Source organism: Streptomyces sp. XD-27 (assembly GCF_030553055.1).
Classification (GTDB): domain Bacteria; phylum Actinomycetota; class Actinomycetes; order Streptomycetales; family Streptomycetaceae; genus Streptomyces.
Window position 1 is genome coordinate 402,257 of record NZ_CP130713.1, and the last position, 14,908, is coordinate 417,164.

Below are 14,908 nucleotides of genomic sequence, written 5' to 3' on the forward strand. Positions count from 1 at the left end.
CCGATCATCTCGATCGAAGTGCCGAGCGAACCCCGAACAAGAGCTTGATCTTCGAGCGGTGATGGGTATCAAATGACCTCCCTGCACGCGGGCGATCAAGGACTGCCCCGGCAGCAGGTACGTCATTCGATACCCCCGCGAAGTCGAAGGGTTTCCTCAGCACATGTTCCGAGCTCGCAGTGCGGTCGCCGTACTCACCGTGGCCGTCACGACGGTCGTCGTCACCTGCCTGATGTCCACCGCCGCACTGGCCATCTGCATGCCGACAGGCGCACCGATTCCGTAGTCTGCAAAAACGTATCGGCGGCCCGCGGCGATGTTCGCTCCGGGCCGCCGACATGTCCGTCTGTCACTCAGCGATCGCCGGGGCGGCACGGTGCACACGGCCGTGAGCCGTCACACAGTGCCGCTGGTCGGGTACGTGGTCCACCTGCAAGGTGGTGTGGGTGATGCCGTACTCCTCGCGCAGCACCTGCTCCAGCCGCTCGCGCACCGCGTGGCAGTCGCCGCCCGGCGCGACCAGGACATGGCAGGACAGCGACACCTCGCCCGAGGTGATCTGCCAGACGTGCAGGTCGTGGACCTCGGCCACCCTCGGGTCGGCGACCAGGCGGTCCCCCACCTCGTCCGGTTCGACGCCGGAGGGCGCGGCCTCCAGCAGGATCCGGCCGGAGGCGCGGACCAGGCGGACTCCGGCGGTGGCCATGAGGGCCACGACCACGAGCGAGGCGATGGCGTCGGCGCGGGCGAAGCCGGTGGTCAGGACGACCAGGCCGGAGATCGCGGTGCCGATGAAGGCGTAGAGGTCGTTGAGGACGTGCTGGAAGGCGCCTTCGACGTTGAGGGAGGTGCGGTTGGCGCGCGACAGGCACCACGCCGCGGCGAAGTTCACGGCCACGCCGGCGAGTCCGGTGCCCAGGACGAGGGCGCCGTTCACCTCGGGCGGGTCGATCAGCCGCATCACCGACTCGTATCCGAGAAATGCCCCGAGCAGCAGCAGGGACAGCCCGTTCGCCTGTGCCGAGAGAATTTCCGCGCGTTTCAGGCCGTATGTGTAGCCGCCGGCGGCGGGCCGTGCGGACAGCCGGATCGCGACGAGCGCCAGCACGATGGCCGCCGCGTCGGTGAGCATGTGGGCGGCGTCGGACAGGAGCGCCACCGATCGGGCGAGGATTCCGATGGCGGTCTCCACGACCATGAATCCGCAGATCAGCGCCAACGCGAGGGCCAGCCAGCGGCGGTCCGCCCCCGCTGTGACGCCGTGCGTGTGACCGTCGTGCGTGTGACCGCCGTGCCCCTCATGCGTGTGCGCGCCCACCCCGAACTCCTCTCGCCCTCACCGTCGCGGCGAAGGCAAGTGAACCGCATACCGTCCGATTATCCAAAGACTGCAATGGACACGGTTATCAATTGGACTGTCAATTGACGTCATATTCGACGGCGATTTCGGAAACCCTTTTCAGATGAGGGTCGCCGAGGTGTGCGAGGGGACGCCGGTCCGGGTGAGCGGTGCGCGCGGGCGGTGACCGTACCTTCTGACGGGGCGTTGGCCGGATGTGGCAACAATGACACAGCAACGGCGCCCCCTGGCGCAGCAACGGGTTCGTCAAGCGACGCACGTACCCATCTACATGGCCCTGGTGCAGCGCTGGTCCTCGGCGGGCAGAACGGTGCCCGGCGCTTACGACCACGAGTGGGCCGAACTCGTCCGCCGTCCGGCCTGGCCGGACGGCGGACGTCTGCTCTCCTCGTAGCGCGGCGCGTCAGGCGTCGGCGCCCGCGCCGTCCGCCTTCCCCTCGAGGTCCCCCTCGGTCTCCAGGTACAGCTCGCGGACCGCCGCGAGCACCTCGGCGTCCGGCTCGGCCCACATGCCGCGGCTCTCGGCCTCTAGCAGCCGCTCCGCCATGCCGTGCAGCGCCCAGGGGTTGGCCTGCTCCAGGAACTCCCGGTTCTCCGGGTCCAGGAGATAGGTCTGCGCGAGCTTGTCGTACATCCAGTCGGCGACCACGCCGGTGGTGGCGTCGTAGCCGAAGAGGTAGTCGACGGTCGCGGCGAGTTCGAAGGCGCCCTTGTAGCCGTGCCGGCGCATCGCCTCGATCCAGCGCGGATTGACCACCCGGGCCCGGAAGACGCGCGAGGTCTCCTCGTGCAGCGTGCGGGTGCGCACCGTCTCCGGGCGGGTGCTGTCGCCGATGTACGCGGCCGGCGCGGTGCCCTTCAGCGCGCGCACGGTGGCCACCATGCCGCCGTGGTACTGGTAGTAGTCGTCCGAGTCGGCGATGTCGTGCTCGCGCGTGTCGGTGTTCTTGGCCGCGACGGCGATCCGCTTGTACGCCGTCTCCATCTCCTCCCGCGCCGGGCGGCCTTCGAGGCCGCGGCCGTAGGCGTAGCCGCCCCAGACGGTGTAGACCTCGGCCAGGTCGGCGTCGGTGCGCCAGTCCCGGCTGTCGATCAGCTGGAGCAGTCCCGCGCCGTAGGTGCCGGGGCGGGAGCCGAAGATCCGGACGGTGGCGCGGCGTTCGTCGCCGTGCTCGGCGAGGTCGGCACGGGTGTGCGCCCGTACGTGGTTGTCCGCGTCGGGTTCGTCCAGCGAGGCCGCGAGCCGGACGGCGTCGTCCAGCAGCCCCACGACATGCGGGAAGGCGTCGCGGAAGAAGCCGCTGATGCGCAGGGTGACGTCGATGCGGGGACGGCCCAGCTCGGCGAGGGCGATGGGTTCGAGTCCCGTCACCCGCCTGGACGCGTCGTCCCACACCGGGCGGATGCCGAGCAGCGCGAGCGCCTCGGCCACGTCGTCCCCGGAGGTGCGCATCGCGCTCGTGCCCCACAGCGACAGGCCGACGGACTGGGGCCATTCGCCGTTGTCGGTGCGGTAGCGCTCCAGCAGCGAGTCGGCCAGCGCCTGGCCGGTCTCCCAGGCGAGCCTGCTGGGGACGGCCTTGGGGTCGACGGAGTAGAAGTTGCGGCCGGTCGGCAGCACGTTGACCAGGCCGCGCAGCGGGGAACCGGACGGCCCGGCGGGGACGAAGCCGCCGCCCAGGGCGTGCACCGTGTGGTCGATCTCGTCGGTCGTGGCGGCGAGCCGCGGGACGACCTGGCGGGCGGCGAAGTCCAGGATCGCGGCGACGGCCTCGCGCCGCTCCTCGGGCACGTCGCGGCTGACCTCGGCCACGGCCTCCGGCGCCCAGTCGGCGTCCTCCATCGCCTGCACCAGTGCGCGGGCCCGCTCCTCGGCGTCGTCCGCGTCGGTGCGGGTGGCCGCCGACTCGTCCAGGCCGAGGGCTTCGCGCAGGCCCGGCAGGGCGGACGTACCGCCCCAGATCTGGCGGGCGCGCAGGATCGCGAGAACGAGGTTGACCCGCTCGGGGCCGGTCGGCGCGCCGCCGAGGACGTGCAGGCCGTCGCGGATCTGGGCGTCCTTGACCTCGCACAGCCAGCCGTCGACGTGCAGCAGGAAGTCGTCGAAGCCGTCGTCGTCCGGCCGGTCCTCCATACCGAGGTCGTGGTCGAGCTTGGCGGCCTGGATCAGGGTCCAGATCTGGGCGCGGATGGCGGGCAGCTTGGCCGGGTCCATCGCGGAGATCGACGCGTACTCGTCCAGCAGCTGCTCAAGGCGCGCGATGTCGCCGTAGGAGTCGGCGCGGGCCATCGGCGGGACGAGGTGGTCGACGAGGGTGGCGTGGACGCGGCGCTTGGCCTGGGTGCCCTCACCCGGGTCGTTGACCAGGAACGGGTAGACCAGCGGCAGGTCGCCGAGCGCGGCGTCCGGGCCGCAGGCGGCGGACAGGCCCGCGTTCTTGCCGGGCAGCCACTCCAGGTTGCCGTGCTTGCCCAGGTGGATCATGGCGTCGGCGCCGAAGCCGCCGTCGGCGCGCGGGGTGGCGATCCAGCGGTACGCGGCCAGGTAGTGGTGGGACGGCGGCAGGTCCGGGTCGTGGTAGATCGCGATGGGGTTCTCGCCGAAGCCGCGCGGCGGCTGGATGAGGACCAGGAGGTTGCCGAAGCGCAGGGCGGCCAGCACGATGTCGCCGTCGGGGTTGCCGCTCTTGTCGACGAACATCTCACCGGGCGGCGGGCCCCAGTGCTCCTCGACCGCGTCCCGCAGCTCCTTGGGCAGCTGCCCGTACCAGCGGCGGTAGTCGGCCGCCGGGATCCGCACCGGGTTGCGGGCGAGCTGCTCCTCGGTGAGCCACTCCTGGTCGTGGCCGCCCGCCTCGATCAGGGCGTAGATCAGCTCGTCGCCGTCGCCGGAGGCCAGTCCCGGCACGGGCTCGGTGCCGAAGTCGTAGCCCTCGGCCTGGAGTCGGCGCAGCAGCGCGACGGCGCTGGCCGGGGTGTCCAGGCCGACGGCGTTGCCGATGCGGGAGTGCTTGGTGGGGTACGCGGACAGCACGAGGGCGAGCCGCTTGTCCGCCGGGGCGATGTGCCGCAGCCGGGCGTGTCGTACCGCGATTCCGGCGACACGCGCGGCGCGCTCGGGGTCGGCGACGTACACCGGCAGCCCGTCCGCGTCGACCTCCTTGAAGGAGAACGGCACGGTGATGAGCCGTCCGTCGAACTCGGGGACGGCGACCTGGGTGGCGGCGTCCAGCGGGGAGAGCCCCTCGTCGTTCTCCTCCCACGCGGCGCGCGGGCCGGTCAGGCACAGCGCCTGGAGGATGGGGACGTCGAGGGCGGCGAGCGCGCCCGCGTCCCAGGACTCGTCGTCGCCGCCGGCGGAGGCGTCTGCGGGCCGGGTGCCGCCCGCGGCCAGGACGGTGGTGACGACGGCGTCGGCCGTGCGCAGTTCGTCGATCAGCCCGGCCTCGGGGGCGCGCAGCGAGGCGACGAACAGCGGCATGGCGCGGCCGCCCGCCTGCTCGACGGCCTGGCACAGCGCCTCGACGAAGGCGGTGTTGCCGCTCATGTGGTGGGCGCGGTAGTAGAGCACGGCGACGGTCGGGCCGTCCCCGGTGTGTGGGCGCGGTCCAGCGGGCCCCAGGACGGCGCGGGCGCGGGCGGCTCGAAGCCGTGGCCGGTCAGCAGCACGGTGTCGGACAGGAAGCGGCCGAGCTGTTCGAGGTTGGCGGGTCCGCCGTGGGCCAGGTAGGCGTGGGCCTCGGCGGCGATGCCCACGGGCACGGTGGACGCCTCCATGAGCTGGGCGTCGGGGGCCTGTTCGCCGGTGAGGACGACGACCGGGCGGGGCCCGGCGAGGAGGATGTCGAGCCCTTCCTCCCAGGCGCGCAGGCCGCCCAGGAGGCGTACGACGACGAGGTCGGTGCCGTCGAGGAGGCCGGGCAGGTCGTCCAGGTGGAGGCGCGCGGGGTTGGCGAGCCGGAACGAGACCGGCCCCTGTGCGGCGCGGGCGCTGAGCAGGTCGGTGTCGGAGGTCGACAGCAGCAGGACTCGGGGGGACTGGGGGTGCTCCCCGGACGAATGCAGCATGCGGCAGCAGGCCTTCCTCGGGGTCCGCGCCCCGGGCGGTGGGAGGACGGCGGGAGTTCCTGGCTCACTCGGCCGCGGTGTGCTGCCGTGCTCACAGTGGCGGGACCGCGCCGGACTCTCACCGGCTTCCTCCCCTGGCGCCGTCGCTGGCGTCCGGCGGACCGGGTCGGTCCGCCGAGGAGCATAGTAAGGGCTGATCATGCGAGCGGGGCAGGCGGCCGATGTGATGGTCGGTATGCTCGCCGCCATGCCGCTCACCCCCAAAACCAGCCCAACCCGGGGCGAACCACCCCCTCGCGGGCGTGGCGACGCCTGTCCCGGGGCGCTGCGACTGCATCAGGCGGACGACGGCGCACTGGCGCGCGTCCGGTTGCCCGGCGGCTTGCTGACGCCCCATCAGGCCGAGGTGCTGGCGCGTGCCGCCGAGGAGCTGGGGAACGGGCGGCTGGACCTCACCTCGCGCGGCAACATCCAGTTGCGAGGGCTGGGTTCGGACTGCGGCGGCCCGCTCGCGGACCGGCTGCGGGGAGCCGGGCTGCTGCCGTCGGACCGGCACGAGCGGGCCCGCAACGTGGTCGCCTCGCCGCTGGCGGGGCTGGACGGCGGGGGGCACGCGGATGTGCAGCGGTGGGCGCGGCGGCTGGACGAACTCCTGTGCACGGAACCCGACACAGCGTCTCTTTCCGGGCGATTCCTGTTCGCGGTGGACGACGGGCGCGGTGATGTGGCGGCGCTGGACGCCGATGTGACATTGATCGCACGCCCCGGCGGCGGCGCGGTGCTGCATGTCGGCGGCTCCGAGGACGATGGCGCGCCGGCGTGTCGCGGGCTCATGGTGCGCGCCGAGGACGCGCCGGGCGCCGCCGTAGTGGCCGCGTTGGAGTTCCTCGCGGCCGTACGGGAGAGCGGCACGCGTGCCTGGCGGGCGCGCGAACTGCCCGCGCCGTATGCCGTGTCGGCGCGGCGCCTCGCGGCGCGACTCGCGGCGGCGGGGATCGCGGCGACCGCCCTCGCCTCGCCGTACGCGGCCGACGCCGGCGACGCGGAGGCGGCGCGACCCGCGCCCGGGCTCGTCAGCGGGCCGGACGGGCGGTGCGCGCTGTCCGTCCTCGCGCCGCTGGGCAGGGTGACCGCCGGGCAGTGGCGCCTGCTCACGGCGACCGCCGCCCGGGAGGGCGCCGGTGAACTGCGTGTGACACCCTGGCGCGGCGTGGTGCTCCCGGGCGTGTCGGCCGGAGGCGGCCGCGAGCTGCTGGCCGCGTTGGCGGACGCCGGACTCGTCACCGACCGGAACTCGCCGTGGTACGGCGTCGGGGCGTGCACGGGGCGGCCCGGCTGCGCCAAGTCGCTGGCCGACGTACGGGCGGACGCCGAGCGAGCCGCACGGGCGGCGCCCGCGGTGTCCGGGGCGGCGGCGCACGCGCTCCCCGTGTACTGGTCGGGGTGCGAGCGCCGGTGCGGCCACCCCGGCGGCCGGTGGGTCGACGTCCTGGCCACCGGCGACGGCTACCGGGTCGCGGCACGCGGCACGGGCGCACCGGAGACGGAGCACGCGGTGCGGGTGGTAACAGCGGAACAGGCGGCCGACGCAGTGGCGGCGGCACGCGGAACGACATGATCGAGGACACAGTGTTCGACTACGAGAAGGACGGGGCGGAGATCTACCGCCAGTCCTTTGCCACCATCCGCGCCGAGGCGGACCTCGCCGGGCTCCCCGCCGACGTCAGCCGGGTCGCGGTGCGGATGATCCACGCCTGCGGGATGGTCGATCTCGTGCAGGATCTCGGGTACACGCCCGAGGTGGTCTCCCGCGCCCGCGCCGCGCTGCGCGCCGGCGCGCCCATCCTGTGCGACGCGCAGATGGTCGCCAGCGGGGTGACACGTCGGCGGCTGCCCGCGGACAACGACGTGGTGTGCACCCTGTCCGACCCGTCGGTCCCGGACCTGGCCGCCCGGATGGGGACGACGCGTTCCGCCGCGGCGCTGGAGCTGTGGCGGGACCGGCTGGACGGCGCGGTCGTCGCCGTCGGCAACGCGCCCACGGCGCTGTTCCGGCTGCTGGAGATGATCGAGGAGGGCGGGCCGGGCGCGCCGCGCCCGGCCGCGGTCATCGGTGTGCCGGTCGGGTTCATCGGCGCCGCGGAGTCCAAGGACGCGCTGGCGGGTCATCCGGCGGGGCTCGACCACCTGGTGGTGCGCGGGCGGCGGGGCGGCAGCGCCATGGCCGCGGCCGCGATCAACGCGATTGCGAGCGAGGAAGAGTGAGCGAGCAGCAGGCGACGAGCGGCGGTGGCGGCGAGGCCGGTGGCGCCGGCGCGGGCGGCGGCACGAGCGAAGGTCTCGGGGCCACCGGCGACAGCGGGGCCACCGGGCGGCTGTACGGCGTGGGCCTCGGCCCCGGGGACCCGTCCCTGATGACCGTGCGGGCCGTGGAGGTCATCGCCGAGGCCGACGTGGTCGCGTACCACAGCGCCCGGCACGGCCGCAGCATCGCGCGCTCCATCGCCGAGCGGCATCTGCGCCCGGACCACATCGAGGAACGCCTGGTCTACCCGGTGACCACGGAGACCACCGACCACCCGGGCGGATACCGGGGCGCGATGGAGGAGTTCTACGCGGAGGCCGCCGAACGGCTGGCCGCGCACCTGGACGCGGGGCGTACGGTCGCGGTGCTCGCCGAGGGCGATCCGCTCTTCTACGGCTCGTACATGCACATGCACAAGCGGCTGGCCGACCGCTACCCCACCGAGGTGGTCCCCGGCGTCACGTCGGTGAGCGCGGCGGCGGCCCGGCTGGGCAAGCCGCTGGTGGAGGGCGAGGAGGTGCTGACCATCCTTCCGGGCACCCTCCCGGAGGAGGAGTTGGCGGCGCGGCTGGCGGCCACGGACGCGGCGGCCGTGATGAAGCTCGGCCGGACCTTCCCGACGGTACGGGCGGCGCTGGAGCGGTCGGGCCGGCTCGCGGACGCGCACTATGTGGAGCGCGCCACGATGAGCGCGGAGCGCGCCGCGCCGCTGGCGGAGGTCGACCCGGAGTCGGTGCCGTACTTCTCGATGGCGGTCCTGCCGAGCCGGGTGGAACTCACCGATCGCGCGGACGACGCGCCCGCGGCGGCGGACTGCGGCGAGGTCGTGGTCGTCGGGCTGGGACCCGCGGGGCCGCTGTGGCTGACGCCCGAGGCGCGCGGCGAACTGGCCGCCGCCGAGGACCTCGTGGGCTATACGACGTATCTCAACCGGGTACCGGTGCGGCCCGGACAGCGGCGGCACGCCTCCGACAACAAGGTGGAGGCCGAACGCGCCGAGTTCGCCCTGGACCTGGCCCGCCGCGGTCGGCGTGTCGCCGTGGTGTCCTCCGGTGACCCGGGCGTGTTCGCCATGGCGACCGCCGTACTGGAGGCCGCGTCGGAGGATCCGTACCGCGAGGTGCCGGTGCGGGTGCTGCCCGGGATGACGGCCGCGCACGCGGCCGCCTCGCGCGTCGGTGCGCCGCTGGGCCACGACTACGCGGTCATCTCGCTCTCCGACCGGCTCAAGCCGTGGGAGGTCATCGCCGAGCGGCTCTCCGCGGCGGCCGCCGCGGACCTGGTGCTGGCGCTGTACAACCCCGGTTCACGCAGCCGGATCTGGCAGGTGGGCAAGGCGCGCGAGCTGCTGCTGGCGCACCGTACGCCCGACACGCCGGTGGTGCTGGGCCGGGACGTCGGCGGTCCCGAGGAGAGCGTACGGATCGTGTCGCTGGCCGATCTGGACCCCGCGCAGGTGGACATGCGGACGATTCTGCTGGTGGGGTCCTCGCAGACCAGGACGGTACGGCGGGGCGACGGGACGCGGATCGTGTGGACGCCACGCCGGTATCCGGAACGGTGACGCCTCCCGGCGAGGGGCCGTGAAGCGGGAGGGCCCGCCGTGCGGGTGCGCCCGCGACGGCGGCCCGCGGCGGCGGGTGGGGCGGGCTCCCTGGTCCGGCCGCTGACCGCTCGTAGCCGCTGCCGGCCCAGCCGGCAGCCGGTGGCCCACCGCCCGTGGCCCGGGTGTCAGTCCAAGGTCCGGCGGAGCCAGGTCACTGCGGCGGGCACGTCGGCCGCGACCGGTACCCCTGCCGGGGCCGGCGGTCGGCGGACCACCACGACGGGAATCCCGGCCGCGCGCGCCGCGGTCAGCTTCGGGGCCGTGGCGTCTCCCCCGCTGTCCTTGGTCACCAGGACGTCGACGCGGTGCCGGCGCAGGAGCCCGGTCTCCCCTTCGAGGGTGAACGGGCCGCGGTCCAGCAGCACCTCCATGCGCGGCGGGACCGGCGGCTCCGGGGCGTCCACGGACCTGACCAGGAACCACAGGTCGGCCAGGTGCGCGAAGGCCGCGAGCCCCATGCGGCCGGTGGTGAGGAAGACCCGCTCGCCCAGGGCGGGCAGCGACGCGGCCGCCTCGTCGAGCGAGCCGACCGTGTGCCACCGGTCGCCGGGCCCGGCCACCCAGCCGGGACGGCGCAGCGCGAGCAGGGGAACATGGACCGTGGCGGCCGCCTGAGCCGCATGGAAACTGATCGTTCCGGCGAAAGGATGGGTGGCGTCGATGAGCGCGTCCACCTGGTGCTCGCGCAGCCAGCGGGCCATGCCTTCGGGCCCTCCGAACCCGCCGACGCGGACCTGCCCGGCGGGCAGTCGCGGTTCGGCGACCCGGCCCGCGAGGGAGCTGGTGACACGCAGCGCCGGGTCGGCGACGAGTTCGGCCGCGAGCCGCCGGGCCTCGGTGGTGCCGCCCAGGATGAGCACATGGCGGGGCCTGGTCGCGGCGTCGGTCATCTCGAACCTCTCGTGGTGCGGGTCCCGGCGCAGGCCGGACGGCGTGTCGCGGTGGTACGCGGCGGCCCGGCCCGGAGCATGGGCTCGCCGTGCGGCGGCCGGGTCCGGCGCGCGGACGCGGTGCGCGACACGGCTGGATGATGCCAGGGCCCCACACGCGGCCGGGACACCGGGCGGCGGGTACGGGGCCGGGTACGGGTGCGTGGGCGCGTCGGCGTACGGCGGTGACACGCACGAGCGCGCCGCCGCGCGAGGCGGCCCGTACCCGCGCGCGGGCGCGTCCCCCAGCGCCGCGTACCGGCGCCCGGGTGCCGCCGCGTACGGCGCGAACCCCTGCGCGGAAGCGGCGGCGGACGGCAGTCCCGGGCCCGGGCGCCCCGACCGGCCATCGGCCGGCAGCGGCAGCGGCGAAAGCCGAGACGAGAACACCGGCGCGGCACGCGGCGGCTGCGGAGGCGTCGGCGTGTCGGCCGGTCGGAGGCGCCGTGGCTGAGGCACAGGCATCCGGGCGTGCCGCGCAGTTGGCGCGGACCGGGCTGCGGCACGGCTGGACCACCGGCGCGTGCGCGACGGCCGCCACGACGGCCGCGTACACCGCGCTGCTCGGTGGGGACTTCCCCGACCCGGTCACCATCACCCTGCCCAAGGGCCATCGGCCCGCGTTCGCCCTGGCCGGTGAGCGGTTGGGGCCCGGTCGGGAGGCGATGGCCGCCGTGGTGAAGGACGCGGGCGACGACCCGGACGTCACGCACGGCGCGGTGATCCGGGCCACCGTGCGGATCCTGCCGCCCGGCGCGGGCGTGGTCTTCCGGGCCGGGCCGGGGGTCGGCACGGTCACCCGGCCCGGGCTGCCGCTGGCCGTCGGCGAACCCGCCATCAACCCCGTGCCCCGGCAGATGATGCGCGAGCACGTCGAGGCGGTCGCCGCCGAGCTCGGCGGCACCGGTGACGCGGAGATCGAGATCTCCGTGGACCACGGGGAGGAGATCGCCCGCAGTACGTGGAATCCGCGGCTGGGCATCCTGGGCGGCCTGTCCATCCTCGGCACGACGGGCATCGTCGTGCCGTACTCGTGCTCCGCCTGGATCGACAGCATCCGGCGGGGCGTGGACGTGGCCCGCGCGGCCGGGCGGACGCATGTCGCCGGGTGCACCGGCTCGACGTCGGAGAAGGTCGCGGTGGCGGTGCACGGGCTGCCCGAGGACGCGCTGCTCGACATGGGGGACTTCGCCGGTGCCGTACTGAAGTACCTGCGCCGCCACCCGGTGGACCGTCTGACGATCGCCGGAGGCTTCGCCAAGCTGTCCAAACTCGCCGCCGGCCACCTGGATCTGCACTCCTCGCGCTCGCAGGTGGACAAGGGCTTCCTCGCGGACCTCGCCCGCCGGGGCGGGGCCGACGCGGAACTGGCGGCCGCGGTGTCCGGGGCGAACACGGGACTGGAGGCGTTGCAGTTGTGCGCCGCGCGGGGCGTGCCGCTCGGTGATCTGGTCGCCGCGGCCGCGCGGGACCAAGCACTCGGCGTGCTGCGCGGGGCACCGGTGGCGGTGGACGTGATCTGCATCGACCGGGCGGGGACGGTGGTGGGGCGCGCGGACCCCCGTGGACCGCGCTGAGGTTTCCCCTCCCCGCATCAATCGCCGGACAGGCTCGAATGTCCAGCCCGGGGCGGGGAGGGGTCGAACGCCCAGCCCCTACAGGGCCGGGTCCGGGGCACACGGACGGTGGCGCTCCGTCGAGTACAGGTGGCTGTCGCGGAACTGCTCCGCGCCCAGGGTCCGGCCGACCAGGATGACCGCCGTGCGCGTCACCCCGGCCGCCTTCACCTGGTCCGCGATGTCGGCCAGCGTGCCGCGCAGCACCAGTTCGTCGGGGCGGCTGGCCATCGCGACGACGGCTGCCGGGCAGTCGGCCCCGTAGTGCGGCAGCAGTTCGGCGACCACCCGGTCCGCGTACCGCGCCGCGAGGTGCAGCACCAGCAGCGCCCCGCTGCGGCCCAAGGTGGCCAGGTCCTCGCCCTCCGGCATCGGAGTGGCCTGCTGGGCGACACGGGTCAGGATGACGGTCTGGCCGACGGTCGGCACGGTCAGTTCCCGCTTGAGGGCGGCGGCCGCGGCGGCGAAGGCGGGTACGCCGGGCACCACCTCGTACGGCACGCCGACGGCGTCCAGGCGCCGCATCTGCTCGGCTACCGCGCTGAAGACGGACGGGTCGCCGGAGTGCAGCCGCGCCACGTCGTGGCCTGCCTCGTGGGCCTGGACGAGCTCATGCGTGATCTGGTCGAGGTCGAGTTGCGCGGTGTCGACCAGCCGGGCGTCCGGCGGGCATTCGGCGAGCAGTTCCCGCGGTACGAGGCTGCCCGCGTACAGGCAGACCCGGCAGCGGGCGAGGGTGCGCGCCCCGCGCAGGGTGATCAGGTCGGCGGCGCCGGGGCCCGCGCCGATGAAGTACACCGTCATCGTTCTCTCCTCAGTCGGCTTGGTCGGCTCAGTCGGCTTGGTCGGCTCATGGGGCCGGCGGGGACAAGGGCCTGGAGTTCGTCAGGCCGGCGCTCATCCGGGTTTGACCACGGACCACTGGGTGACCGGCATCGCCTGCCGCCAGCCGGTGAAACCGCCGACGGGGACGGCGTGCGCCACGGCGAGCCGGACCAGTTCGCCGCCGTGCCGCCGGTAGTGGTCGGCGAGCAGCGCCTCGGATTCGAGGGTCACGGTGTTGGCGACGAGCCGCCCGCCGCCGGGCAGCGCCGCCCAGCACGCGTCCAGCAGTCCCGGCGCGGTGAGCCCACCGCCGATGAACACCGCGTCGGGGGTGGGCAGTCCGGCCAGTGCGGCGGGCGCGGCGCCGGTGACGACACGCAGGCGGGGCACGCCGAGCGCGGCGGCGTTGCGCACGATGCGTTCCGCGCGCGCGGGGTCGCGCTCGACGGTCACGGCACGGCAGGTGCGGTGGGCGCGCAGCCACTCCACGGCGATGGAGCCGGAGCCGCCGCCGACGTCCCACAGCTGTTCGCCCGGTGCCGGGGCGAGCGCCGCGAGGGTGACCGCCCGTACGTGGCGCTTGGTCAGCTGGCCGTCGTGCTCGTACGCCTCGTCCGGCAGGCCCGGGACCACGGCCAGGCGGGGCGTGCCGGGCGCGGCGGCGCACTCCAGGGCGACGAGGTTGAGCGGGTCGCCGGGCGGATGCGGCCAGTCCTCGGCCGTGCCGTCGGCACGGCGCTCGCGGTCTCCGCCGAGCTGTTCGAGCACGTACATCCGGCTGGGGCCGAAGCCGCGGTCGCGCAGCAGCGCCGCGACCTCGCCGGGCGTGTCGGCGCCCGCCGAGAGGACCAGCAGCCGGCGGCCGGGGGCCAGGGCGGCGGTCAGTGCGGCGAGGGGCCGCCCGACGAGGCTGACGACCTCGGTCTCCTCCAGTGCCCAGCCGAGCCGCGCGCAGGCGTAGGACGCGGACGACGGGTGTGGCAGGACGTGCAGGGCGTCCGCGCCCAGCTCCTCCACCAGGGTCCGCCCGATGCCGAAGAACATGGGATCCCCGCTGGCCAGGACGGCGACACGCCGTCCCGCGTGCGCGGCGAGCAACCCGGCCACGGCGGGGCGCAGCGGCGACGGCCACGGCACGCGCTCGGCGGCGCAGTCGGCGGGCAGCAGGGCGAGTTGGCGCGGGCCGCCGATCACGGTCTCCGCGGCGCACAGAGCCTCCCGCGCGGCCGGGCCGAGCCCGCCCCATCCGTCGGCCCCCAGCCCCACGACGGTCACTGCGGGGCGTGCGGTGCTCACGGTTACCTCATCGTGGGAGTTGGAGTGGGAGTGGAGTGGGAAGTACGGGGATCGGTCCGGCGACGGAAACTCTACTGACCTGGTGGGGCGGGGCGGCGCGCGGGCCGGGCGCCCGGGGTGTGAGCGCGCAGTCGCCGCAGAGTCCGCCGCCCGGCACCCGGTAGTACAGGCAGCAGCTCCGGCGCCGGAAGTCGCGCTCGGGGCCGAGGTGCCAGGTGCCGGTGTTCTCCAGCGGTGGAGCGGCGAGGAGCGCGCGGGCCAGGTCGACGGCCCGCCGTGCGGCCTCCGGGCGCCCCTGGGCGCGGCACCAGCCGCACAGGACGCGCAGCGAACCGGCGAGCGCGGCGGCGGCGTTGCCCCACAGCAGCGCCTCGGAGATCCGGCACGCCGTGCGCGTGGCGCGGTGCAGCGGCAGGAGGTTGACGTACACGGCGTGGCCCAGTTGTCCGGCGACCCCGCCCGGCTCGCCCAGGGCCCGGACGGGACCGGGCAGCCACAGGTCGTGCGGCGCGGTACGGGCGGGGTTCCACCACAGGGTGTCGGGGCGCAGGTCGGGGACGCGGCCGTGGAGCGCGGCCGGGCCGAGTGCGATGGACCACAGCCGGGCGGCCAGCCCTTGGAAGACGAGGGACGCAGCGACCCGCCGCTCGCCGGCGCCCAGGGTCGCCGCGACGGCGTCGATGCGGTCGAGCAGCGGTTGCGCCGCCGTTCCATCGGTCGTCCGGTACGCCTCACCGAGCGCTACGTACCCCTCGGCGCGGGGCCCGCCGGGGCCGGGCGCGGCGTCGGTACGGACGCCGAAGAACGGCCCTACTGCGGCTGCCTCGTGCACGTGGGTTCCTTTCCCCTACCCGCCCCTTCCCTCAACTGGGGCTCCGCCCCAGACCCCGCGGGGAAGGGGAG

Annotated in this window: 11 protein-coding genes, 1 pseudogene and 1 riboswitch; of the genes and pseudogenes, 6 read left to right on the top strand and 6 right to left on the bottom strand. The window is 74.8% G+C overall.

Translation table 11 applies throughout. From position 1 onward, the window contains the following. The first annotated feature begins 163 nt into the window (after positions 1-163). The gene (locus Q3Y56_RS01645) at positions 164-286 is read left to right on the top strand and encodes a hypothetical protein (RefSeq protein ID WP_304460196.1); all 123 of its coding nucleotides are present in this window, start codon (positions 164-166) and stop codon (positions 284-286) included. Positions 287-349: 63 nt separating this feature from the next. On the opposite strand, the gene Q3Y56_RS01650 is transcribed toward Q3Y56_RS01645, so the two are convergent. After that, complete coding sequence (locus Q3Y56_RS01650; RefSeq protein ID WP_304460197.1) at positions 350-1,318, bottom strand: cation diffusion facilitator family transporter; 969 nt, start codon at positions 1,316-1,318, stop codon at positions 350-352. A 313-nt stretch (positions 1,319-1,631) separates the two neighbouring features. Between Q3Y56_RS01650 and Q3Y56_RS01655 the strand changes: the two genes are divergently transcribed. Then, the gene (locus tag Q3Y56_RS01655; protein WP_304460198.1) at positions 1,632-1,754 is read left to right on the top strand and encodes a hypothetical protein; all 123 of its coding nucleotides are present in this window, start codon (positions 1,632-1,634) and stop codon (positions 1,752-1,754) included. Between the two features lie 9 nt (positions 1,755-1,763). Here Q3Y56_RS01655 and cobN read toward each other — a convergent pair. Beyond that, positions 1,764-5,428: pseudogene (gene cobN, locus Q3Y56_RS01660) on the bottom strand (cobaltochelatase subunit CobN). Between the two features lie 53 nt (positions 5,429-5,481). Next, positions 5,482-5,560, bottom strand: a riboswitch (cobalamin riboswitch). Between the two features lie 103 nt (positions 5,561-5,663). On the opposite strand from cobN, the gene cobG reads away from it, so the two are divergent. The 3 genes from cobG to Q3Y56_RS01675 all read left to right on the top strand — a co-directional run bounded on the left by cobG (position 5,664) and on the right by Q3Y56_RS01675 (position 9,297). After that, the gene (cobG, locus tag Q3Y56_RS01665; protein ID WP_304465436.1) at positions 5,664-7,046 is read left to right on the top strand and encodes a precorrin-3B synthase; all 1,383 of its coding nucleotides are present in this window, start codon (positions 5,664-5,666) and stop codon (positions 7,044-7,046) included. Beyond that, on the top strand, positions 7,043-7,693 hold the full coding sequence (locus tag Q3Y56_RS01670; RefSeq protein ID WP_304460199.1) for a precorrin-8X methylmutase: 651 nt from the start codon (positions 7,043-7,045) through the stop codon (positions 7,691-7,693). The genes cobG and Q3Y56_RS01670 overlap by 4 nt, the downstream gene beginning before the upstream one ends. 119 nt (positions 7,694-7,812) lie before the next feature. Next, a complete protein-coding gene (locus tag Q3Y56_RS01675; RefSeq protein ID WP_304465437.1) occupies positions 7,813-9,297 on the top strand; it encodes a precorrin-2 C(20)-methyltransferase in 1,485 nt (494 codons plus the stop codon). Between the two features lie 167 nt (positions 9,298-9,464). Here Q3Y56_RS01675 and Q3Y56_RS01680 read toward each other — a convergent pair whose 3' ends face one another. After that, complete coding sequence (locus Q3Y56_RS01680) at positions 9,465-10,229, bottom strand: cobalt-precorrin-6A reductase (RefSeq protein WP_304465438.1); 765 nt, start codon at positions 10,227-10,229, stop codon at positions 9,465-9,467. A 485-nt stretch (positions 10,230-10,714) separates the two neighbouring features. Here Q3Y56_RS01680 and Q3Y56_RS01685 point away from each other — a divergent pair, with 485 nt between their 5' ends. Beyond that, complete coding sequence (locus Q3Y56_RS01685) at positions 10,715-11,845, top strand: cobalt-precorrin-5B (C(1))-methyltransferase (protein ID WP_304460200.1); 1,131 nt, start codon at positions 10,715-10,717, stop codon at positions 11,843-11,845. A gap of 78 nt (positions 11,846-11,923) precedes the next feature. Here Q3Y56_RS01685 and cobM read toward each other — a convergent pair whose 3' ends face one another. The 3 genes from cobM to Q3Y56_RS01700 form a co-directional block, all read right to left on the bottom strand. Continuing rightward, positions 11,924-12,688, bottom strand: coding sequence for a precorrin-4 C(11)-methyltransferase (gene cobM, locus Q3Y56_RS01690; protein ID WP_304460201.1), 765 nt, complete (start codon positions 12,686-12,688; stop codon positions 11,924-11,926). Between the two features lie 93 nt (positions 12,689-12,781). After that, a complete protein-coding gene (gene cbiE / locus Q3Y56_RS01695) occupies positions 12,782-14,005 on the bottom strand; it encodes a precorrin-6y C5,15-methyltransferase (decarboxylating) subunit CbiE (RefSeq protein ID WP_304460202.1) in 1,224 nt (407 codons plus the stop codon). 7 nt (positions 14,006-14,012) lie between these two features. After that, positions 14,013-14,837 carry a (2Fe-2S)-binding protein gene (locus tag Q3Y56_RS01700; protein WP_304460203.1) on the bottom strand — a complete coding sequence of 275 codons (825 nt, stop codon included), beginning with the start codon at positions 14,835-14,837 and terminating at the stop codon, positions 14,013-14,015. Positions 14,838-14,908 lie beyond the last annotated feature (71 nt).

Bases quoted from the DNA above. Each gene is read 5' to 3' on its own strand.
- cobM (WP_304460201.1), bottom strand. From the start codon at position 12,688: ATGACGGTGTACTTCATCGGCGCGGGCCCCGGCGCCGCCGACCTGATC.
- Q3Y56_RS01655 (WP_304460198.1), top strand. From the start codon at position 1,632: ATGGCCCTGGTGCAGCGCTGGTCCTCGGCGGGCAGAACGGTGCCCGGC.
- cobG (WP_304465436.1), top strand. From the start codon at position 5,664: ATGCTCGCCGCCATGCCGCTCACCCCCAAAACCAGCCCAACCCGGGGC.
- Q3Y56_RS01680 (WP_304465438.1), bottom strand. From the start codon at position 10,229: ATGACCGACGCCGCGACCAGGCCCCGCCATGTGCTCATCCTGGGCGGC.
- Q3Y56_RS01645 (WP_304460196.1), top strand. From the start codon at position 164: ATGTTCCGAGCTCGCAGTGCGGTCGCCGTACTCACCGTGGCCGTCACG.
- Q3Y56_RS01670 (WP_304460199.1), top strand. From the start codon at position 7,043: ATGATCGAGGACACAGTGTTCGACTACGAGAAGGACGGGGCGGAGATC.